The sequence below is a fragment of the Embleya scabrispora genome (assembly GCF_002024165.1).
In the GTDB taxonomy this organism is placed as follows: domain Bacteria; phylum Actinomycetota; class Actinomycetes; order Streptomycetales; family Streptomycetaceae; genus Embleya; species Embleya scabrispora_A.
In genome coordinates, this window is sequence record NZ_MWQN01000001.1 from 5,372,620 (window position 1) to 5,392,797 (window position 20,178).

At 73.4% G+C, this 20,178-nt stretch carries 19 protein-coding genes; 14 read left to right on the plus strand and 5 right to left on the minus strand.

From position 1 onward, the window contains the following. The first annotated feature begins 22 nt into the window (after window positions 1-22). A complete protein-coding gene (locus B4N89_RS23750; protein WP_078977832.1) occupies window positions 23-352 on the plus strand; it encodes a helix-turn-helix domain-containing protein in 330 nt (109 codons plus the stop codon). Between the two features lie 123 nt (window positions 353-475). Here the strand turns inward: B4N89_RS23750 and B4N89_RS23755 are convergent, their stop codons facing one another. Further along, on the minus strand, window positions 476-1,216 hold the full coding sequence (locus B4N89_RS23755) for a TetR/AcrR family transcriptional regulator (RefSeq protein WP_078977833.1): 741 nt from the start codon (window positions 1,214-1,216) through the stop codon (window positions 476-478). A gap of 134 nt (window positions 1,217-1,350) precedes the next feature. Here B4N89_RS23755 and B4N89_RS23760 point away from each other — a divergent pair, with 134 nt between their 5' ends. Further along, entirely contained in the window at window positions 1,351-2,208 is an 858-nt protein-coding gene (locus tag B4N89_RS23760) for an SDR family oxidoreductase (RefSeq protein ID WP_161500796.1), read from the plus strand. Between the two features lie 164 nt (window positions 2,209-2,372). Then, complete coding sequence (locus tag B4N89_RS23765) at window positions 2,373-3,050, plus strand: hypothetical protein (RefSeq protein WP_078977835.1); 678 nt, start codon at window positions 2,373-2,375, stop codon at window positions 3,048-3,050. A 43-nt stretch (window positions 3,051-3,093) separates the two neighbouring features. Here B4N89_RS23765 and B4N89_RS23770 read toward each other — a convergent pair whose 3' ends face one another. Beyond that, complete coding sequence (locus B4N89_RS23770) at window positions 3,094-3,540, minus strand: ArsR family transcriptional regulator (RefSeq protein ID WP_235618747.1); 447 nt, start codon at window positions 3,538-3,540, stop codon at window positions 3,094-3,096. A 61-nt stretch (window positions 3,541-3,601) separates the two neighbouring features. On the opposite strand from B4N89_RS23770, the gene B4N89_RS23775 reads away from it, so the two are divergent. The 7 genes from B4N89_RS23775 (at window position 3,602) to B4N89_RS23805 (ending at window position 13,229) form a co-directional block, all read left to right on the plus strand. Further along, entirely contained in the window at window positions 3,602-4,849 is a 1,248-nt protein-coding gene (locus B4N89_RS23775; protein ID WP_078977836.1) for an MFS transporter, read from the plus strand. A gap of 281 nt (window positions 4,850-5,130) precedes the next feature. Then, window positions 5,131-6,513 carry a hypothetical protein gene (locus B4N89_RS23780; protein ID WP_078977837.1) on the plus strand — a complete coding sequence of 461 codons (1,383 nt, stop codon included), beginning with the start codon at window positions 5,131-5,133 and terminating at the stop codon, window positions 6,511-6,513. Window positions 6,514-6,533: 20 nt separating this feature from the next. Further along, window positions 6,534-7,118, plus strand: a complete 585-nt coding sequence (locus B4N89_RS23785; RefSeq protein ID WP_078977838.1) for an SUKH-4 family immunity protein — start codon at window positions 6,534-6,536, stop codon at window positions 7,116-7,118. A 45-nt stretch (window positions 7,119-7,163) separates the two neighbouring features. Next, window positions 7,164-8,003 carry a nucleic acid/nucleotide deaminase domain-containing protein gene (locus tag B4N89_RS23790; protein WP_078977839.1) on the plus strand — a complete coding sequence of 280 codons (840 nt, stop codon included), beginning with the start codon at window positions 7,164-7,166 and terminating at the stop codon, window positions 8,001-8,003. A 95-nt stretch (window positions 8,004-8,098) separates the two neighbouring features. Continuing rightward, the gene (locus tag B4N89_RS23795) at window positions 8,099-10,345 is read left to right on the plus strand and encodes a hypothetical protein (RefSeq protein WP_078977840.1); all 2,247 of its coding nucleotides are present in this window, start codon (window positions 8,099-8,101) and stop codon (window positions 10,343-10,345) included. Between the two features lie 139 nt (window positions 10,346-10,484). Then, the gene (locus tag B4N89_RS23800) at window positions 10,485-11,171 is read left to right on the plus strand and encodes a hypothetical protein (RefSeq protein ID WP_078977841.1); all 687 of its coding nucleotides are present in this window, start codon (window positions 10,485-10,487) and stop codon (window positions 11,169-11,171) included. Between the two features lie 165 nt (window positions 11,172-11,336). Beyond that, window positions 11,337-13,229, plus strand: coding sequence for a propionyl-CoA synthetase (locus B4N89_RS23805; RefSeq protein WP_078977842.1), 1,893 nt, complete (start codon window positions 11,337-11,339; stop codon window positions 13,227-13,229). A gap of 25 nt (window positions 13,230-13,254) precedes the next feature. Here the strand turns inward: B4N89_RS23805 and B4N89_RS23810 are convergent, their stop codons facing one another. After that, window positions 13,255-14,256, minus strand: coding sequence for a glutamate ABC transporter substrate-binding protein (locus tag B4N89_RS23810; RefSeq protein ID WP_078977843.1), 1,002 nt, complete (start codon window positions 14,254-14,256; stop codon window positions 13,255-13,257). Window positions 14,257-14,388: 132 nt separating this feature from the next. On the opposite strand from B4N89_RS23810, the gene B4N89_RS23815 reads away from it, so the two are divergent. From B4N89_RS23815 to B4N89_RS23825, 3 genes are all read left to right on the plus strand, one after another. Continuing rightward, window positions 14,389-14,871 (plus strand): hypothetical protein, encoded by a 483-nt coding sequence (locus B4N89_RS23815; RefSeq protein ID WP_078977844.1) that lies wholly within the window; start codon window positions 14,389-14,391, stop codon window positions 14,869-14,871. A gap of 81 nt (window positions 14,872-14,952) precedes the next feature. Continuing rightward, window positions 14,953-15,381 (plus strand): TIGR04222 domain-containing membrane protein, encoded by a 429-nt coding sequence (locus B4N89_RS23820; protein WP_078977845.1) that lies wholly within the window; start codon window positions 14,953-14,955, stop codon window positions 15,379-15,381. Then, the gene (locus tag B4N89_RS23825; RefSeq protein WP_078977846.1) at window positions 15,378-15,620 is read left to right on the plus strand and encodes a hypothetical protein; all 243 of its coding nucleotides are present in this window, start codon (window positions 15,378-15,380) and stop codon (window positions 15,618-15,620) included. The genes B4N89_RS23820 and B4N89_RS23825 overlap by 4 nt, the downstream gene beginning before the upstream one ends. A 71-nt stretch (window positions 15,621-15,691) precedes the next feature. Here B4N89_RS23825 and B4N89_RS23830 read toward each other — a convergent pair whose 3' ends face one another. Continuing rightward, a complete protein-coding gene (locus B4N89_RS23830; protein WP_078977847.1) occupies window positions 15,692-18,157 on the minus strand; it encodes a serine/threonine-protein kinase in 2,466 nt (821 codons plus the stop codon). A 284-nt stretch (window positions 18,158-18,441) separates the two neighbouring features. Between B4N89_RS23830 and pucL the strand changes: the two genes are divergently transcribed. After that, window positions 18,442-19,170 carry a factor-independent urate hydroxylase gene (gene pucL / locus B4N89_RS23835; protein WP_321170707.1) on the plus strand — a complete coding sequence of 243 codons (729 nt, stop codon included), beginning with the start codon at window positions 18,442-18,444 and terminating at the stop codon, window positions 19,168-19,170. Window positions 19,171-19,343: 173 nt separating this feature from the next. Here the strand turns inward: pucL and B4N89_RS23840 are convergent, their stop codons facing one another. Next, window positions 19,344-20,177, minus strand: coding sequence for an ABC transporter ATP-binding protein (locus B4N89_RS23840; RefSeq protein WP_078977848.1), 834 nt, complete (start codon window positions 20,175-20,177; stop codon window positions 19,344-19,346). Between the last annotated feature and the right edge of the window lies 1 nt (window position 20,178).

Consider the following 20,178-nt stretch of genomic DNA (forward strand, 5'->3'; position numbering starts at 1 on the left):
GAGGAGCAAAGGAGCAACGATCATGAGTCCCGCACGGCGCTGGCAGGACGTCAAGGCCGATGCCCACCGAGTCAACCCGGTTTTGGCCGATCCCGGGGTCCAGTCGCGGGCCCGGGCCGAACTGGACGCCTACGTCGTCGGCTTCCGCCTCAAGGAACTGCGCAAGTCCCTGGGTCGGACACAGGCCGAGGTGGCGGCGATTCTCGGCGTGTCCCAAGCGCGCGTGTCCCAGATCGAGACCGGCGACCTCGAGGCCATGGAGCTGGAGACATTGCGCTCGTACGCGGCCGCGTTGGGTGGTCGGCTCGACGTCACCGTCAGCATCGGCGACACGTCCTTCCGGGTGGCCTGACCGGTATCCCGTCGACGGGCCATCAGCCGGTGCGGCCCGTCGACGGGATGCGCGTGGCTCGGTTCTCGGGGTCCGGACCGCTCTGTGTGGATCGCTCGTCGATGGGTGAGCGGTGGGGCGGGGTCAGGTTCGGCGGGCCGGGGTGGTGAGGATGCCGTTGAGGAGGACTTCTATTGCCCAGGCGTCGCGTTCGTCGCCGGAGCCTTCGGTGAGGGTGGGGCGCATGGCGACCAGGTGGGGGTATGCGGTCGCGGACAGGCGGGCGAAGGTTTCGTTCATGCCGGCCACCGCGCTCTCCTCCGTCTGGCCCTGTTCGCCCTTGGCGGCGTAGGCGGACTGTTCGGTCGCGGCGGCGGTGATGTAGAGGTTGATCAAATCCAGGGCGAGCGAGCGGGTGAGGTCGTCGATGCCCGCGCCGGCGAGCAGGCCCAGGATCGTTTCGGCCAGGGCCAGCGCGTTGGGGCCGGTCGGGACGTCGCCCAGGGCCACCGACGCGATGCCGCGCCGGTTGCCGAGGACGGTGACGGCGTCGCCGATCAGGGTGGTCAGCTCCGCCCGCCAGTGCGGCACGGGCGCGCCGACCGGGCCGACGGCGGGCAGCGGGATCTCGCCCACCACCCGGTCGTAGACCAGCGCCAGCAGTTCGTCCCGGTTCGCCACATAGACGTACAGCGACGCCGCGCCCGTGTCGAGCGCCTGGGCGACCCGCCGCATGGTCACCGCCTCCAGCCCGTCCGCGTCCAGGATCGCGAGCGCGGCGGACACGAGCGCGTCGGCGCTGAGCGCGGCCTTGGCCGGGCGGGTGCGGCGGCTGACCGGGGCGGCGGGGGCGGACCGTCGAGGTGCGCCGGGAGGGTTCGACATGGTCCGAGCATAACGCCTTGACGGAACGCCGTTCGGAACGTACGTTGTTCGTAACGAACACCGTTCGGAGCGCGCAGGCCCCGGTCGACGCGCCACGACGGCCCATGCATACGTACGCAAGGACATCGATCCCCATGACCACCCTCGTCACCGGCGCCCGCGGCAGTGTCGCCCGCGGCGTCGTCACCCGCCTCCTCGCCGCCGGCCGCGACGTCCGGATCGCGAGCAGCGACCCGACCGCCCTCGACCCGGCCCCCGGCGTCGAAGCCGTCCGGTTGTCGCTGGCCGAGCCCGCCGCCGACGCCGCCGCCGCGCTGCGCGACGTGCACAGCGTCTTCCTCTATGCCGAGGCCGCCGGCATCGCCGACTTCCTGGCGGCCGCCCGTGCCGCCGGAGTCCGGCACATCGTGCTGCTGTCCTCGGCAGCGGCCGCCGCGCCCGACCCCGCCGCCAACCCGCTCGCCGCGAGCCACCACGCGGTCGAGGTCGCCGTCGCCGAATCCGGCCTCCCGTACACGGTGTTGCGCCCCGGCGCGTTCGCCGGCAACACGATCGGCTGGAAATACCGGCTGCTCGGCGCCGACAGCATCCAACTCCCTTATCCCGACGCCCAGCTGGCCCCCATCCACGAGGACGACATCGCCGACGTCGCCGCCGCCGTGCTGTTGACCGGCGACCGCCTCGGCGAGACGCTCGACCTCAACGGCCCCGAATCGATGTCCTTCGCCGACCAGATCGCGATCCTGTCCGATGTCCTCGGCCACGAGCTGCCGTTCGTCGAGGTGAGCCGCGAGGAGGCGCTGGCGGATCTGACCCGACACATGAACGAGGGCTACGCCAACGCCCTCCTCGACCTGTGGCAGCACTCCGTCGACCCCGAGCCCGTCTCCGGCACCACGGAGGCGATCACCGGCCGGCCCGGGCGCAGCTTCCGCGCCTGGGCCCTGGACCACCGCGAGGACTTCGCCGGACTTGCCGCCCCGCGCGGGTAAGTCCCCCGCACACAGGCCGACATGGGCCGAACCCGCCGGTCGGACGGACATTCCGCCCGACCGGTGCACGCTTTGGTGGGGTTCTCACTCCCGCGTTCCCCACGGGGCCTCCGTGCTGTCTACCCTGCTGTCCAGACCGGCCGTTTACCGAACTCTGGACGCACATGACCGTCGCGCTTCACACCGGCGCGGGTGCCGCAATCGAGGTACGCCGCGCACTCCAGGCTGATGAAGCCAGGGACGTGCCCGCCCATACGTGGGTCGGCCCGATCGTCCGGGTCCGCCCGCAGGGCGAACGGCACTACGAGGACGTCGCGTACATCGACGCGGCGCCCACCGACGGCATGGGCAGCTCCCCTTCGCGGCATCTGGTCCTGTGGGCCGACCGCGCCCGCCGACAGCGGATCGCCGCGGTGGGGACCTACTCCGCCGCACCCGACTACGCGGTCTACAGCATCACCGGACCGGCCGGGGAGCACCTGGCGACGGTGCACCGCGAGCAGGGCAGCATTCGCCGACTGCGCCGCACGTCCTGGACGATCCGCCCGGCCGAGGGCCCGACGCTGCACGCGGCCAAGGGCACCACGTTCGGCTGGATCGCGTGGTGGGCGCTGTCCCCGCTGTGGGGGCTGATGACGGCGGTGGCCGTACTGGGCGGAAAGGCGCCGAGGTTGCCGCTGCGCACCATCTGGCGCCACGACGGCAGGCGCGTCTTCGAATACCTGGGCAGCATGGGCACCACGGACTCCTACGAGTTGCCGCCGGGTCGGGCCGACTGCCGGATACTCCTGGCCCTCGCGGCCCTGCACAACAGCCACCCGGGCTGGTACGACCGCCTGTAGCGCGTGTGCCGGTACGGTCGCGACCGCTGCGGCCGGACCGGGCTCAAGCGTCGGTCGGCGCGGGGGCGGGGGTCCAGGCGGCGACCAGGTCCAGCAGGCCCGGGAAGCGGTGGTCCAGGTCGTCGACGCGGACGTGGCTGCGGCGTTCCAGGCCGTACTGGCGCTGCCGGATCAGGCCGGCCTCGCGCAGGGCGCGGAAGTGGTGGGTGAGCGAGGACTTGGGTTGGCCGAGCCCGAACCAGCCGCACGTGTGGTCGAACTCGGTCGAGTCCAGGAGCAGCGTGCGCACGATGCCCATCCGGAGCGGGGTGCTCAGCGCGCCCATGACCGCTTCGAGGCGCAACTCCCCGGCCGCGGGCTCCGGCAGCGGCTCGGGGGCGTCGTGGGGGACCGGGCGGACGACCGCGTTGTGGGCCACTGGGCATCTCTCCTCGCCGTGGGCGGCCGTGGCCGGCCGCTGCTGTACGAGTTGCATCGTACTGCACTTCATGTTCGAATCGACTCGTACAGATAGTACGACTCGACTCGTACAGCCGCGTCCTGGGGGTTCCATGTCACCGACCGACGTTCGCCACGCGCCCGCGCCCGCCGTGCCCGCTTCCGTCCCGCCCGCGCCCGCCTCGCCCGCCCGGATCGGGCTCGCCGCCTGGCCGGTGACCGCCGTGTTCGTGCTCTCCAACGCGGCGACCCCGCTCTATGTCCTCTGGCGGCGCGAACTCGGCTTCTCCTCCGGTACGTCGACCGTGATCTTCGCGGCCTACATCGTCGGCCTGCTCGGCGCGCTCACCGTCGCCGGCGTGCTCTCCGACCGGATCGGCCGCAAACCGGTACTGCTGCCCGCGCTCGGTCTGGCCGCGCTCGCCTGCCTCCTCTTCGCCACCGCCGCCTCGGTGCCCGCGCTCGTCGCCGCGCGCCTGCTCACCGGCATCGCCGTCGGCGCGACCGTATCGGCCGGGATGGCCGCGGTCGCCGACATCGCCGGATCGGCACACCGGCGGCTCGCGGCGTTGGCGGCCTCGTCCGCGATGGTGCTCGGCGCCGGGCTCGGGCCGATGCTCGCGGGCGGGTTGTCCGAGACCGTACCCGGGCCGACCAGCACCGTGTTCGTGGTCGAGGCGGTGCTGCTCGCCACGGCGTTCGCAGTCGTGTACCGGCTGCCGCTCGCCCGACCGGCCACCGCGCCTCCCGCGGCTGCCCGGTGGTTCCGCGTGCCCTCCGTGCCCGCCGCCGGCCGAGGCCGACTGCTCCTGGGCATCGCCGTGTTCGCCCCGGGCATCACCGCCACCTCGTTCGTGCTCTCGCTCGGCCCCACCCTCCTGGCCGACCTCCTCGACACGTCGAGCCGGATCGTCGCCGGCGCCACGGCGTTCGCCATGTTCGCCGCCGCGACCGGCGCGCAGTTCGCGGTGCGCCGGTGGGCGGTGCGCACGGTGCTGCTCGCCGGGGCCGCCGCGATCGCCGCCGGCATGATCGTGCTGATCGCCGCCGTACACCTCGCGTCCGCGCCCCTGTTGATCACGGCCGCGATCCTCGCCGGCGCCGGTCAGGGCCTCGGCCAACTCGGCGGCCTCACCCTCCTCGGCGCGCATGTCCCGCGCGAGCGCGCCGCCGAGGCCAACGCGGCCCTGAGCGTGGGCGGTTACCTGCCCGCCGGCCTGCTCCCGGTCGCCGCCGGCTACCTGAGCGACGCGGTGGGCCTGCGTACCGGAACCACGACGTTCGCGGCCGTCCTGATCGGCGCGGCCACCGTCGCGGCGGCCCTGGTCCTGACCAACCGCGCGGCAGACGACCGCGGTTGAGGTCGCGATCCGGCTCGGTCCGGCGACACGTCCCTGCGGAAACACCCTCGACTGCCCCAGGATTTCCATTACTTGACCCGAACCCGGTTGGTTCCCGCGGGTATCGAACGTAAGTTGGTCGGCGTCGTTCGATCACTACGGGGGCAGTGGCGCGCGGCGGCCGCAAGCGGGTCGCCCCGCATCGAACGGGCGGGCGCGCCTCGCGTCGGCCCCGGCGGCCTCGGTTCGCCCACTCCCGGAACGTCGTACGCACACGACGTCCTACGGGGAGGCGATCGGGGATGGGCAAGACGAAGACCGGTCCGAAAGGCGGCGATTCGGGCGCCTCGGGCACCGGTCACGATACGACCAAGCCGAGCGGCGGGGCACCGACCACGACCGTGCCCAAGGCACCCAAACGTCCCGGCGGCGACACCGGTGGCACACCCGGCGGCCCGCCAGCCACCACCACCTCCAAGACCGGCGCACCCGCCGGGCCGCCGCCCAGGGGCGGCAACGGCTTCAGCCACAAACCGGAACACGTGGAGTCCGGCGCCCGGGGCATCGACGCCTCCGCCGCCCGGATCGAGGCCGCGCACACGAAGTTGACCGGCGTACTCCAGGCCAAGGGCTCGTTCTGGAACAAGGACAGCCTGGGCCAGACCTTCGGCAAGGTCTTCGAGCCGCTGTCCACCGGCCACACCCGAGCCGGCGGAGCACTCCAGCAGGCGGTTGCCAAGACCGCCGGGAATGTGCGGGTCGGCGCCAAGAAGACGGCCGCCACCGAGGAGGCCAACCTCAAGAAGTTCGGGCAGCGGATCGACGGCGACCCGAAGAAGATCGGCGACGCCGACCGCGACGGCAAGGGCCCGTCGGGCAACGCCGCGCAAAAGCCCGGCCCGAACCGCACGCCGGTGTACTTCGTCGACGAGAACGGCCGGGTCCACCAACTGGTGAACGGCCAACTCGTGCCGGCCACCCACGGAGGCACGAACAGCGGCATCGACCGGGTGCTCAATCCGGACGGCACGATCAGGGTCAACATCAAGACCGACGCCAAGGGCAATCCCGAGGTCACCCCCAAGGGAAAACCGAAACGGGTCCCGGTGCCGGGCGGCAAGGGGAGATACGACCGGTTCTCGAAGAAGGAGCAGGCGGACAACGACAGCGCCAGTCCGCGCACTCCCGTGCAATCGCGGCCCCTGCAGCACCCCACGGACCTGTCCCAGGCGGTGGAGGACGTGCGCCGGGCGGGCAACGACTACGGCGGGAACAACTACGCGTCGCTGCACTACCGGGACCCCTCCGGACAGGCCGGCGGCGACTTCATCCTGGTGGGCAGCAGCGGCCAGAACGGCGGCCACTCGGAACGAGCGATCGGGTTGCCGATGGTGCACAACGGCATGCAGAACGACGTGACCCGGCTGTATACCGAACGTGCGCCCTGCCAGGTCTTCCCGCGGACCGGCGGGGCCGGCTGCGACCTGTGGGTCGACATGCATCTCAACGGCCCGGGGCGCAACTCCCCGCTGGAGGTGAGCCACGTCGCGGACTTCGATTCGACCCGGCTCGACGGAGCGGACCGCAACGGTCCGTTCAACCGCTACATGTTCGACCTGGAGCAGCACCACCGGGCCGGCAACACGAGTCCGCTGGCCGGTGTATACACGTACCGGTATCCCTGAGCCCGACGCTGGAGTAATGGATGATCTTCGACATCGACCGGGGCCGGCTCCTGGAGGCGTTTCCCGAGCGGCGGGTCGTGCGTGCCTCGCGCGCCGCACTCGCCGAGGTGGAGGGTCGGGCCGAGGATCTGGACTTCCTGTGCGACGTGGGCCTGCCGCAGGGGCTCTTCCAGATCGCCCCCGCGCTGGCCGGCGAGGAGGGCGCGCAGCCCTCGCGCCTGTTGGATCTCGGCGACCCGGACGAGGGTGTGGACCTGCCCGAGTTGGACGGCGTCGGTCCGGTACTCCTGCTGGGCGGAATCCAGCACTGGTACGTCTTCCTGCACCTGGAAACCGGCCGGATCCACGCCTTTGCGGAGGACGGGGCGGACTACTGCACGATCAACGGGGACCTGTCCTCGCTGTGCACCATGTTGTGGCTGTTGGAAAAGGAGACTCCGCGCACGGCACCGGGAACCCGGGGGCCGGGCAACGACGAATACGCGCACGTGGCCGACTCCGTTCGGGCCCGGATCGAGCCGCGCGACCCGCTGCCCTATCAGGGGGACAGCCTGTGGGTCTTCTATTTCGGCTCCTACGTCGACGGCCTGTATCCACTGAGCTGAGCCGAGCGATCGAGCCGAGCGATCGGGAAGGAAACCCGCACCACCATGAACGTCGACCTCTCCGCCGCCCTCCACCAGCGCTTCGGCCGGGACGGGCTGCGCACGTACGCGTCGCCGGACCTCGACGGCCTGCCGCTGCCCGTGCAGGTCGGCGCGTACTTCATCGCCGCGGAGGACGAACACCCGCTCACCATGGGGGCGTTCGCCGACGCCGTCGGTGAGGTGCTGCCCGATGCCGGACTTCGGGACCGGGTTCGGCTCGGAACCGATCAGGGGGCGGAGCTGTACGTCGCCGGCGACGGATCGGTGCGGGCCCTGTTCCTGGGCGTCGACCTGCCCGCGATGGCCGTGGCGAGCAGCGTGGAGGCGTTCGCCGACGGGTTGTTGACGCTCGACCAGGTGTTGCCCCGGATCGCCGCCGTGGACGAGCCGATGGAGGGGTTCCCGCTGTACCGGGAACTGCGCGAGGCGCTGACGGCGGCCGATCCCGCCGCGTTCGTCGAGCGCGAGTCCTGGTGGCCGCGGGTCCTGGACGACGTGCGACTCCCGCTCAACATCGGCAGTTCGGCCGCCTTCGAGATCGTGGACGCCGGCGGCGAACCGCGCATCCTGACCGAGTCGTCGCGCCCGGGGCTGCCGCATCCGGAGGAACTGCTGTGGTACCGGCTGGCGGCCGCGGGAGTGGACGCCGAGGACGTCCGGCGGGTCTACTGCGAACTCGAACCCTGCCTGATGCCCGGCCACTACTGCGCGCTGTGGATGGGCCGCCTGTTCCCCGACGCCGAGTTCACCCACGGCTTCGGCTACGGGGAGACCGCGCAGTCCCGGGAGGACGGCGTGCGGGCGCTGATGACGCACATCGCCGAGCAGGCGGGAAACCGCTGACGAAGCGCCACACGGACCGGGCACGGCACAGAGCGGTACGAGCGGTACGAGCGGCACAGAGCGGTACGAGTGGTGGAAATCGGGGGACGGAAACCGTGGTCGACCAGGACGGGCATCGGCTGCCGCACATGACGGGTGGGCGGCACCTCGCCGCCCGCGCGCTGCTCGGGTGGCTCGACGATCCGCGTTCGCCCCGGTTGTGCCTGGTCGGCGGCTCGCCGGGGGCGGGCAAGTCGCACCTGCTGGCCTGGCTGTACGCGGCCACCGCCGGGGCGGGCACGCCGCCCGCCCGCCGACTGCACGCGTTCGTCCCGGCCGGCGGGTCGACCCTGCCCGGGGTCACCGTGGAACTGGCGCGGCACCTCGGGGTCGCGGCCCGAACACCTCGCCACCTCGTTGCCTGGGCGGCCCTGGACCCCCGGCGCACGGTGATCACGATCGCCGATCTCGACCACGCCGGCGTGCCGGGCCGCCCCGGGGAGGGCGCCCGGATCGTCACCGACCTGCTCGACCCGCTGCTCGACCTGCCGCACGTACGGCTGCTCGTGGAGTGCGCGGACGCCGCGACCCGGGCCGCGTTCACCCGGGTCGCGGGGCCGGCCGCGCTCGATCTGGACGAACCCAGGTGGACCCACCCGGGCCGATTCGCCCGCTGGTACGCCGAACTGCTCGCCGCCACACCGGGCACGTCGCCGCCGGCCGCCGACGCCGCCTACCCGCACCCCGGCCTGGCCCGGCTCGCCGCCCGCGTGGACGGGGCCTCGGCGTCGTTCCTCGCGGCGGCCCCGGCGGCGGCCGACCTCGGCGGCCCGGCGGAGCGGTTCGCCCGGATCCACCGGGCGTGGTGGGCGGGCCTGACCGAGGACGTGCGCTCGGCCGTGGCCGCGCTGTACGGACTCGACCTGCCCGTGACCGCCCGGCAGTGGGCGATCGCCTGTTCGACCCTGTATCCGGGACCGGCGCCCGGTTCGGGCGGCGCCGCGACGGACCCGCCGATCGTGGCGGCGACGCGCGCGTTGCCCCCGCTGCTCGACGGCGGCGACACCTGGGCGCTGCCGGCCGGACCGCTCGCCGACTTCGTGGCGGGGCAGCGCCGGGAATGCCTCGATCCCGGCCGCGCGCCCCGGGTGCACGCGGCACTGCGGCGGGACGCGGACGCGGGCATCGTGGACCTGGCCGGGCTCCACGACGCGGGGGAGGAGCGGCTGTCGGCGATCCTGGAGCACAGCGTGCGGATCGGGGACGCGGCGGCGCTCGCGGTCGACCCGATCGTGCAGGCGCTGGCCCGGCCGCACGTGGTGGCCGGTGCGCTGGTGGCCACCGGACAGTGGGCGGACCCGGCGCAGACGGCGTTTCGCGGCGCGTACGGCACGCTGGTCGCGGAGCCCGCGTCGGGGATGCGGGCGGCCCTGCTCGCCATGCACCGACTCGGCCGCGACGACGACGCCGCGCGTCGACTCGCGGCCCGGGCCGCGGCGCCGGGCTGGCGGGCCGAGTGGGCCCGGTGGGGCGAGGGCGACCCGCAGCGGCCCGACCGGTGGCCGGGACCGGTGCTCGCCGCGGCGTCGGGCCGCGGCGCGCTGGCGGGGCAGGCGCTCCTGGTGGACGACACCGGCACGATCCGCACCGTGCGCGGCGCCGACGGCGGCATCGTCGGCCGAGTCGGCGCCGCCTTCGGGCCGATTCCGCTCCGCGCGCTCGCGAGCACCTACGGCGGCCGGGTCGCCACGCTGAACCGATGGGGCGGCGTGGACGTCCTGGACGCGGCCTACCACGGCCCGCGCGGTGCCCTGGAGGCCGGATTCCAGCGCCTGGTCGACACCTGCGGGGCCGAACCGACCGTGCTCTGCGCACACCCGCTGCCCGCGCTCGGCGACGCCGAGGGCGCCGTGTGGTGTTACGCGCCGGCCCCGACCTCGGCCCCGGCCGGCGACGAGCCGCCGCCGCGCGGCGTGTTCTCCGCGCCGCTGCACACCGGCCCGGTCACCGCGCTGGGCGCGGTCCGCACCGGTGCCGCCGGAGCGCCGACGCTGGTGATCAGCGGCGGGCGCGACGGCCGGGTGCGGATGTGGAGCCCGGGCGCCGAGCCGGGCCCGGACGCGCTGGACGCCCGCGCCGCCCCGGTGACCGCGCTCGCCTGCGAACAGACCACCGAGGGCCTGCTGATCGCGGTGGCCTGGGCGGACGGCCCGGTCCGACTGCGCCGACCGGGCGACGATACGACGGTGGAGCTGAACCCGGGTCTGCCGGTGACCGGGATCGCGGTGTCGGTGGAGGGCAACATCGTGCTGGGCACGGCCGCGGGGGTGATCGGCGTCCGCCTCGAACGGCCCTCCGGATGACGGCTGTTCGGTGGTTCGGCGTGAGCGTGGGACGGGCCCACCCGGCCCGAAAAGGATGTACAAGGCCGGAATCGGTGCGTAGCGTCGACGGGACGCGCCCCGCCGGTTCGGGCGTGGGCGAAGACGACGGGGGTCGACTGTGGGCATCACCGTACCGGGCTATCTGGACACGGCACTGGACGTCATCGGGGTCGACTGGCCCAACCTCGACGAGGACGAGTTCAAGGAACTGGCGGTCGCGTACCGCGAGTTCGCGGACGAGATCGACGAGGCGCGGGCGGACGGCAAAAATGGCGCGGCCTGGATCCTCTCCGGCACCAGCGGCATGGCCGCCGAGGCGTTCGAGGCGCACTACGGCAAGCTGAACAACGAGCATCTGCACGATCTGGCCGAGGGCGCCCGGATGTTGGCCAAGGCGCTGGACGCGGCGGCGGTGGTGATCGAGGTGGCCAAGGGCAGAGCCATCGCCCAACTGATCATCCTGGCCGAGGCGATCGCCGCCGCCGCCGCGGCGGCCACCTTCACCCTGGGCCTGTCCGCGATCGCCGGCCTGGCCGAGGTCGCCATCGTGCGCACCGCGGTCAAACGCATCTTCAAGGAACTCGAGGAAGAGTTGATGGCCAGGGTGATCGAGATCGCCACCGCACCCGCCGTCGCCGCCCTCGAAGGCACCGCCAACGAACTGCTGTCCCAACTGGTGGAGAACGAACTCGGCGCGCGCAACGGCTACGACCTGGACACCGTGATAGACGCCGGCAAGCAGAGCGGACGGGACGCCATGCCGACCGCGTCCGGCATCGTCACCACGCTGAACCCGGTGGCCTGAATCCGGTGGTCCGAACCCGCCGGCCCGAACCGGGCGTCCCGGCTCGCCGGCGCGCACCCGAACGCCCGTTCGAGCGTCTTGACTTCGTGCCGCCGCGTCGGGATCCTGCCGGCGGGGCGGCATCGCCACACCGCGCCCTGCCGCAACCACCGAGAGGAACCGCGGATGAGTCGCGACCAGGGTGGGGCGTACGCGTCGGCGTATCGGCGCAGCCTCGACGATCCGGACGGATTCTGGTTGGCGGCGGCCGAGGCGATCGACTGGATCACCCCGCCGACCCGGGCCCTGGACGACCGTGCCGCGCCGCTGTACCGCTGGTTCCCCGACGGCGTGCTGAACACCTGCTTCAACGCCCTGGACCGGCACGTGGCGGCCGGCCGCGGCGATCAGGCGGCCATCGTGTACGACTCGCCCGTCACCGACACCCGGCGCCGGCTGAGCTACGCCGAACTGCTCGACCTGACCGCACGGTTCGCCGGTGTGCTGCGCGGGCTCGGGGTCGGCCGCGGCGATCGGGTCGTGCTCTACCTGCCGATGGTGCCCGAGGCGGTGGTGGCGATGCTCGCCTGTGCCCGGCTCGGCGCGGTGCACTCCGTGGTGTTCGGCGGATTCGCCGCCCACGAGTTGGCGGTGCGGATCGACGACGCCCGGCCCACCGTGGTGGTGGCCGCGTCCTGCGGCATCGAGCCGACCCGCACCATCGCCTACAAACCGCTCGTGGACGCCGCCCTGGCCGAGGCCACCCACCGCCCGGACCACGTGGTGATCCTGCAACGCCCGCAACTGATCCCCGAGTTGGCGGACGCCGACGTCGACTGGGACACCGCCATGGCGAGCGCCGAGCCGGTCGGGTGTGTGCCGGTGGCGGCCACCGACCCGCTCTACATCCTCTACACCTCCGGCACCACCGGTCCGCCCAAGGGCATCGTCCGCGACAACGGCGGCCACGCGGTGGCACTGCGCTGGTCGATGGAGAACATCTACGGCGTGCGGCCGGGCGAGGTGAGCTGGACCGCCTCCGACGTCGGCTGGGTCGTCGGCCACTCGTACATCGTCTACGCGCCGCTGCTCACCGGCTGCACCTCCGTGCTGTACGAGGGAAAACCGGTCGGCACTCCCGACGCGGGCGCGTTCTGGCGGGTGGCCGCCGAGCACCGGACCACGATGCTGTTCACCGCGCCCACCGCGTTCCGCGCGATCCGCAAGGCGGACCCGGAGGGGAAACTGCTCGCCGGACACGATCTGTCCGCCCTGCGCGCCCTGTTCCTGGCCGGCGAACGCCTCGACCCGGAGACCTACCGCTGGGCCGGCGACCTGCTCGGCGTGCCCGTGGTGGACAACTGGTGGCAGACCGAGACCGGATGGCCGATCGTGGCCGACCCGATCGGACTGGAGCCACAGCCGACCCGGCCCGGCTCGCCGACCCTGCCGGTGCCCGGCTACGACGTGCGGATCCTGGACCCGGACGGCGTCGAGGTGCCGCCCGGCACGGACGGGTGCGTGGTGCTCAAACTGCCCATGCCGCCCGGCACGTTGACCGGGCTGTGGGGCGACGACGCGCGCTATGTCGCCTCCTACCTGACCGCCTTCCCCGGCCATTACCTCACCGGCGACGGCGGGCGCAAGGACGCCGACGGCTACGTCTACGTGATGGGCCGCACCGACGACGTGATCAACGTGGCCGGACACCGGCTGTCCACCGGCTCGATGGAGGAGGTCCTGGCGGGCCATCCGGACGTGGCGGAGTGCGCGGTGATCGGGGTGGCCGACGAACTCAAGGGCCAGGTGCCGCGCGGCCTGGTCGTGCTCAAGGCCGGCGTGGACCGGGAACCGGCCGAGGTGGCGGAGGAGTTGGTCCGCCGGGTCCGGGACACGATCGGCGCGGTGGCCGCCCTGCGGCGGGTGGACGTCGTCCCCACGCTGCCCAAGACCCGGTCCGGCAAGATCCTGCGCCGCACGATGCGCGACATCGCCGACGGCAAACGACCCGAACCGCCGTCCACGATCGAGGATCCCACCGTCCTCGACGCCCTGCGACCGACGCTCGTCGACGAATAGGAGCGGCGGATCGGGTGCGGCGCGATCAGCCCGCGTAGGACGCACGCGGCGGCGACTGCGGGCCCAGCGGCCCGGCCAGCCAGGTGTCGTACAACCGCTGCCACGACCCGTCGCGCTTCATCCGCTCCAGCAGCCCGTTGGCGAAGCGCACGAAGTCCTCGTGCGCCAACGGGAAGGCCATGCCGTGCGGTTCGTCGCTGAACGCCGGCCCGACCAACTCGGTGTCCGAATCCTGCGCGCGAAGTCCCTGCAGCAGTGCGGAGGTCGTCGAGACCGCGTCCACCTCGCCCTGCTGCAACGCGACCAGGCAGTCCGTCCAGTTCTCCACCGCGTAGGGCACCACGCCCGCCGGATCGTCGCGCAGGAACACGATCGAGGTGGTCGCCCGCACCGTGCACACCCGCCTGCCGCGCAGATCGGCGAGCGCGTGCACATCGGAGTCGCGGCGGACCAGCACCCGCTGGCCGTCGGTGTAGTAGTCGCTGCTGAACGCCACCTCGCGCTTGCGCTCGCACGTGATGGTCATCGTGTCGATCACCACGTCCACCACCCCGGACCGGAGCACTTCGGGCCGCTGGGCCTGGGTGATCACCTTGTACCGGATGTGCGCGGAGTCGTCGGGGCCGCCGAAGATCGCCTGCGCGAGGGTCTTGGCCATCTCGATGTCGAAGCCCTGGATCCGGCCGCTGCGCCGATCCATTTCGGCGAAGTAGCGGGTGTTCTGGTCCACCCCGACGATCAGGTAGCCGCGCCGCTGGATGGTCTCCATCGTGGACCCGGCGGGCATCCGACCGCCGGCGGGCAACGAGTCGGGCGGGGTCAGGCTCCGGCGCGGGTCGCACGGCGCGGCGGTGGACGGTTTGGGGTAGTCGTCCGGGCCGGCCGGATGTGCTCCCGAGACGACCGGGTCGGCGGCGGTGCGGACCTCGGCCGGCGGCGGGCCCGACGAGCCGGTACAGGCGGACAGCGTGGCGGCCAGGGCGACGGCTGCCGCCGTGGTCGCCGTGCGGCGGGCTCCCCAATGCATGCCATCCCCCGTGGGCCGGTGTTCCCGAGTGCCGTTGGGGTCCGATTATCGATCGGATCCGCCGGAGATCCGGCCCGGTTGCGCAAACAATGGGGGGTTCCCTCGGAGTGGTCGATCAACTTTGGAGCGCGTGTGACGGGCTATGGCATCACCGGGCACATCAACCTCGCGGCGGGGACGGCGCCGTTGGTCGATCGTGCGCTCCGGGATCTGCTCGCCGGTGTCGCGGCGGACGAACTGGTCGGCTACAGCTGCCTGGCGGCCGGTGCGGACGCGATCTTCGCCAGGGTCGTGCTCGACCTGGGCGGCCGGCTGGTGGTGCTGCTGCCGTCGGCCGACTACGCCGAGTCCAGGGTCGGCGCGGCCTATCGCACGACCTTCGACCACCTGCTGGCGGCGGCCGACGACGTTCGGGTGATGCCGTACCCCCGCGCCTCCCGAGACGCCTACGCGGCGGCCAACGAGAATCTGATCGCGGCGGCCGATGTGCTCTTCGCCGTCTGGGACGGCCGGCCCGACGACAACCGGGGCAGCACCGCCGAAGCGGTGACCCGCGCCCGCGCGGCCGGCAAGCAGGTCCACGTGGTGTGGCCCCGGGGCGCGGCCCGGGCCTGAACGGCCGGGGGCGGCGCGGGAGTTGCCCACGATGGTCGACCGGATGTTCGGGAATGCCGGGGGGAGCGGTACACCTGACCCATGAAGCCCTGCGCGTCGGTTCCCGTCTCCGTCGGCGTCCACGAACTCGCCTTCCTGGCCGGTGGCCCCGGCCGTGTGGTGGACACCACGATCGTCGGTCCGCGGGTTCGGGAAGTGCTGTGCGTAGCCCGGGACGGCCGGTTGACCGCGCCGGCGCGCACGGGGGAGGGGCCGATCGAGGACACGATCCTGGCCCTGGTGCCGGCCGGGAGCGGAGCCGATCTCACCGAGGTACGGCTTGCGGCGGCCGTGGATCCGGCGATCCTGGCGGTGCGGGATCGGCTGGTGGCGGCCGGATTGATGCGCCGGGCCCCGCGACCGTTCGGCCGGCGGGCGGCGATGGTGACGCCGGCCGGGGAGCGGTGCCTGGGGCGGCGCGCCGGGAATGGGGCCGGGTCGACTGGGCGGCGGAGGGCCCGCCCGACGTGATCGGGGGAGCGGCGCTGTTCGGGCGACGCGGGCTGTACGACGCCGAGATGGGCGCCGCCTTCCGTGCGTCCGACGTGCGGATCCGGCGGCTGCGGGAGGGAAAACGCCGCAAGCGCCCGGCGGACGGGGGTGGTCGGGAGATGTTCGACCCGAGCAGCGGCTACAACCCCACCTTCGGCCACAACCACAACATCGGCAGTCACTCGGACGCGTCGGGCGGTTGCGCCGGTTCGTACTGAGCCCGAAACCGGCTCCGCCGGTCGTCGGGTGGACGACCGGCGGACCGTAGGTGGTGTATCCGTGACCTCGCCTAGCGGTGTGAGTCCGCCTCGGTGGGGTGCTGCCGAGGGGTGGCGCCGTACGGGGGTGCGCCCTGGGCGGTGGGCTTGCGGGCGTCGATGACGGCGAGGACCAGCGTGCCCAGGCCGGCGAGGCCGGCCAGTACCGAGATGCCGGGGAGCACCATGCCCAGGATCATGTTCTGGGCGTCGCGCCAGGCGGAGTCGGTGAGCCGGAACAGCCCTATTCCGACGGCGGTCACGCCGAGCAGCGCGATCACCGCGTGCCAGAGCAGCGGTTCGGCCGGGCGCTGCTCGGTGGTGGGGCGCTGCTCGGTAAGTCCGAGCGGGAAGGGCAGGCCGGCGCCCGGTTGCGGGGCAGCCGTCGCGGCGGCTGCGGGGGTCGCGGTCGGGAGCGGCGGTGCGGCGGCCGGTGGCGCGGGGGCGGGCAGCACCGAGGTCGCGCCGGCCGGGCTCGCGGCCGGGTGCTCCACCTTGACCGTCTCGGCCCCGGCCCCCGCCGGTGCGGGACCGTCGGGCTTGCGCGGGACCTTGACCGACTCGGCGTTGTCGCCGCGCCGCACGACCGGCACCTTGACCGGCTCGCCGCCGTCGTAGCCCCCCTCCGGCTTGCCCGACCCGGGCGCGGGCGGCGCGGGATCGGCGGCCGGCGCGCGGCCGGCGGGCACCGCCACGGGGGTGGTCGCGTCGTCGTCCGCGACCCCGGCGGCCTTCGGCGCACCCTTCGCCCCGGCCTCGCCCTTCGGCTTGCCGTCGCGGGCGGCGGGCACGGTCACGGGAGCGGTCGCGTCGTCCTCGGCGCCGTCCGTGCCCGAACCTGCCTCGGTGGCGGGCTTGGCGGGCTTGCGGCTTCGCGCCGCCGGGGTGGCCGCAGGAGTTGCGTCGTCCTGGGCGTCGTCCGTGTCCGAACCTGCTTTGGTGGCGGGCCTGGTGGGCTTGGACTTGCCGCTCCGCGCCGCCGGGGTGGCAACCGGGGTTGCGTCGTCGTCGGCGTCGTTCGGGTCCGAACTCGGCTCGCTGGCGGGCCTGGTGGGTTTGCCGCTCCGCGCCGCCGGGGTGGCGTCGTCCTCGGGGGCTTCCGTGTCGGAATCCGGCTTCGGGGTGGGTTTGGCCCTGCCGGTCCTGTTGCCTCGTGCCGCCGCGCCGGCAACGGGCGTTGCGTCGTCCTCGGGAGTGTCCGCGGCGGAACTCGCGGCTGCCGTGGGCCTGCCGGGCTTGGCGCCGCGGATTGCCGGGGTGGTTACGGGAGTCGCGTCGTCCGCGTCGCCGTCGTTGTCGGCCGGCGCCGGGACGCCCGGCTTCGCCTTCGTGCCCTTGGCCGCCGGTCCAGCAGGCTTCGCCTCGGTGCCGTCGGCCGCCGCATCGGGCCGATCCGCCTCGTCGTCCGCCTTCCGGGCCGCCGCCGTGCCGGTGCCCGGCTTCGTCTTCCCGGTCGCCTTGGCCCCGGAGGCCGCAACGGCCGGCGGTGCGGCCGCGGGTGTCGCGAGCGCGGCCGACGCCGCTACCTCGGCCGTCTCCGCCGCCGGGTCCGAACCGTCCAAGCCGTTCGCGTCGCCCGGTTCCACCGTGTCCGCCTCGTCGGCGTCCGGTATCTCCACCCGCTTGGCCGAGGCCGACGCCGCCTCCGCCGCGTGGGTCGCGAGCAGGGCCGCCGTCGCCTTCGGCAGCCAGTCCGCCGCCGGGTCGGCCGCCGCGAAGCGGGCCACCAGGTCGGCCGCGGCAGGTCGCGCGGTGGGCCGCTTCTTCAGGCAGTCGGCGACGATCTCGCGCAGCCAGTCCGGGAGTTCGGTCAGGTCCGGCGTCTCCCGGACCACCCGCTGGGCCAGTTCGGCGGCCGACCCCGTGCCGAACGGCGCCACGCCCGCCGCATGGCAGAGCACACCGCCGAGGGCGAAGACGTCGATCGCCGGACCGATGGATCCGCCGGTGACCTGCTCCGGCGCCGGCAGCGCCGGTATCTCCACCACGCCGGTCCGGTTCAACCCGGCCGCACCCAGCGCCCGGGCCAGCGCGTAGTCCGCCACCCGGGGCCCGTCGGCGGCGAGCAGGACGTTCGCCGGCTTTAGGTCACGGTGCGTCAGACCCGCCTCGTGCACGGCCGCCAGGCCCTCGGCCAACCCGGCGCCCAGCGCGCGCAACGTCCGCTCCGGAAACGCCCCGTGCGCCTCGACGGCCGCCTCCAGGGACGGGCCGGCGACATGCTCGACCACCAGCCACGGCGGCGTACCGTCGGCATCGGCGTCCAGGACGTGGGCGACATGCGTGCCCTCGACCTCGCGCGCGGCCGCCATGTCCGTACGGAATCGTTCGAGGAACTTCTTGTCGGCCGCCAGGTCCGACCGCACCAGCTTGACCGCGACCTGCTCACCACCGGGTGCTCGACCGAGGAACACGGTCCCCAGGCCGGCCCGACCGAGTCGGGCCGACAGTCGGTACCGCCCGACAACCCCGGGATCGCCCGGCTTCAGCGGATCCATGACTGCCGCCCCCTCCACGTACGTGCGTTCTGTGCCAAGGCAGGGAGTGGCCCCAGGGCATGCCGACGGCCCTGTCGGTCTCGCCTCCCCGCGGACTTCGCCGCAGCCTACCCCTCGGGCCGGGGTGTCACCGAGGACCCGGACCGCCCCGTCGATCTCCTGTTACCGACTCCGGACGGGCGCCGGAAGACCGGGACATGTCCGGATTCCGACGTTCTGCCGGACCGTGTGGGCACACTGGCTTCGCGGCAACCACAGTCCGATACGACGAGGGAGTCGGACCGATGGCGATCGTTCTGGGGCCGAATCGATACGGCAAGGCGGAGGTGCGCGTGGCCCGGGTGACCCGGACCACCGCGACCGAGCACGAACTGTGCGATCTCGACGTCTCGATCTCCCTGTCCGGCGACCTCGCCGACACCCGTCTGCGCGGCGACAACGCCCGGGTGGTGCCCACGGAGACGATGCGCGCCGTGGTGTACGCCTTCGCCCAGGACCGACCGCTGCCCTCGACCGAGGAGTTCGGCCTGCGCCTGGCCGGACACTTCGTCGACGCGCACGCCTCGATCGACACCGCGCGGGTGCGCCTGCTCGAACGCCCCTGGGTCCGGATCGCCGGCACGCACGGTCCGCACCCGCACGCGTGGACCCGGGCGGCGGGGGCGCGCTGCGCCGGGGTCGTGCACGGGCCGGAGGGCGTCGAGGTCTGCTCCGGCCTGGCGGACGTGGCCGTGCTCAAGTCCACCGGATCCGAGTTCCACGGCTTTGCGACGGACCGCTACACGACGCTCGCGCCGACCCGGGACCGGATCCTGGCCACCACCGTGCGGGCGCGTTGGCGCCATCGCCGCGACGGCGACGCGCCGGCCGACTGGGACGCCTCGTTCCGCGCCGCCCGGGACACCCTGCTGCGCACCTTCGCCGACACGCACAGCCTTTCGCTCCAGCAGAGCCTGTACACGATGGGCGAGGCGGTCCCGGCGGAGCAGGAGCACCCGGCCGAGTACGCCTGACGCTGCCCAACCACCACCACGTCGAGGTCGACCCGAGCCCGTTCGGTCAACCCAACCAGGGGGAGGTGTACGAGGTCACGGACCGGCCGTACGGCCTGATCGAGGGCACGGTCCTGCGCGACGACGCCGCCCCGGCCCTGGCCGACCTGCCCTGGGAGTAGCGTCGGGGCCCGCTACGCCTTGGCGGGCGGCTCGGCGATCTCCCGGCGACCGCCCAGGGGGATCACCAGCGGGACGCCCGAGACCGGGCACGGGATGACCGACGTGCGCAGGTCGAACACCTCGTGGACCAGTTCGGGGGTGACGATGTCGGCGGGCGGACCCGCCGCCACGACCCGGCCGGCGCGCATCGCGACGAGATGGTCGGCGTAGCGGCACGCGTGGTTCAACTCGTGCAGGACCATCACGACGGTGCGCCCGTCGGTGCGGTTGAGGTCGGCGACGAGTTCGAGCACGTCCACCTGGTAGGCGAGGTCGAGGTAGGTCGTGGGCTCGTCGAGCAGGAGTACCTCGGTGTCCTGGGCGAGCGCCATCGCGATCCACACGCGTTGCCGCTGGCCGCCGGAGAGTTCGTCGATGGAACGATCGGCGAGGGCGGCGGCGCCGGTGACCTCGAGGGCCCGGTCGACCACGGCTTCGTCGGCCGAGGACCACTGCCGCCACCAGCGCTGGTGGGGCGTACGGCCGCGGGCGACGAGGTCGCGCACGGAGATCCCGTCGGGTGCGCTCGGCGTCTGCGGCAACAGGGCCAGCCGCAGGGCGAGTTCGCGGCCGGGCAGGTCGGCGATGTCGCTCCCGTCCAGATGGACGACGCCGGCCGCCGGCTTGAGCAGGCGGGCCAGGGCGCGCAGCGCGGTGGACTTGCCGCACGCGTTGGGGCCGACGAGCGCGGTGACCTTGCCGGCGGGAATGTGCAGGTCGAGGTCGTCGGCGACGACGCGGTCGCCGTAGCCCAACCGCAGGCCGCGGCCGGACAGTCCGGTGGTGTCGAGTGCGCCGGCGGTCATG

Bases quoted from the DNA above. Each gene is read 5' to 3' on its own strand.
- B4N89_RS23750 (WP_078977832.1), top strand. From the start codon at position 23: ATGAGTCCCGCACGGCGCTGGCAGGACGTCAAGGCCGATGCCCACCGA.
- B4N89_RS23755 (WP_078977833.1), bottom strand. From the start codon at position 1,216: ATGTCGAACCCTCCCGGCGCACCTCGACGGTCCGCCCCCGCCGCCCCG.
- B4N89_RS23760 (WP_161500796.1), top strand. From the start codon at position 1,351: ATGACCACCCTCGTCACCGGCGCCCGCGGCAGTGTCGCCCGCGGCGTC.
- B4N89_RS23765 (WP_078977835.1), top strand. From the start codon at position 2,373: ATGACCGTCGCGCTTCACACCGGCGCGGGTGCCGCAATCGAGGTACGC.
- B4N89_RS23770 (WP_235618747.1), bottom strand. From the start codon at position 3,540: ATGAAGTGCAGTACGATGCAACTCGTACAGCAGCGGCCGGCCACGGCC.
- B4N89_RS23775 (WP_078977836.1), top strand. From the start codon at position 3,602: ATGTCACCGACCGACGTTCGCCACGCGCCCGCGCCCGCCGTGCCCGCT.
- B4N89_RS23780 (WP_078977837.1), top strand. From the start codon at position 5,131: ATGGGCAAGACGAAGACCGGTCCGAAAGGCGGCGATTCGGGCGCCTCG.
- B4N89_RS23785 (WP_078977838.1), top strand. From the start codon at position 6,534: ATGATCTTCGACATCGACCGGGGCCGGCTCCTGGAGGCGTTTCCCGAG.
- B4N89_RS23790 (WP_078977839.1), top strand. From the start codon at position 7,164: ATGAACGTCGACCTCTCCGCCGCCCTCCACCAGCGCTTCGGCCGGGAC.
- B4N89_RS23805 (WP_078977842.1), top strand. From the start codon at position 11,337: ATGAGTCGCGACCAGGGTGGGGCGTACGCGTCGGCGTATCGGCGCAGC.
- B4N89_RS23810 (WP_078977843.1), bottom strand. From the start codon at position 14,256: ATGCATTGGGGAGCCCGCCGCACGGCGACCACGGCGGCAGCCGTCGCC.
- B4N89_RS23820 (WP_078977845.1), top strand. From the start codon at position 14,953: ATGAAGCCCTGCGCGTCGGTTCCCGTCTCCGTCGGCGTCCACGAACTC.
- B4N89_RS23830 (WP_078977847.1), bottom strand. From the start codon at position 18,157: ATGGATCCGCTGAAGCCGGGCGATCCCGGGGTTGTCGGGCGGTACCGA.
- pucL (WP_321170707.1), top strand. From the start codon at position 18,442: ATGGCGATCGTTCTGGGGCCGAATCGATACGGCAAGGCGGAGGTGCGC.
- B4N89_RS23840 (WP_078977848.1), bottom strand. From the start codon at position 20,177: ATGACCGCCGGCGCACTCGACACCACCGGACTGTCCGGCCGCGGCCTG.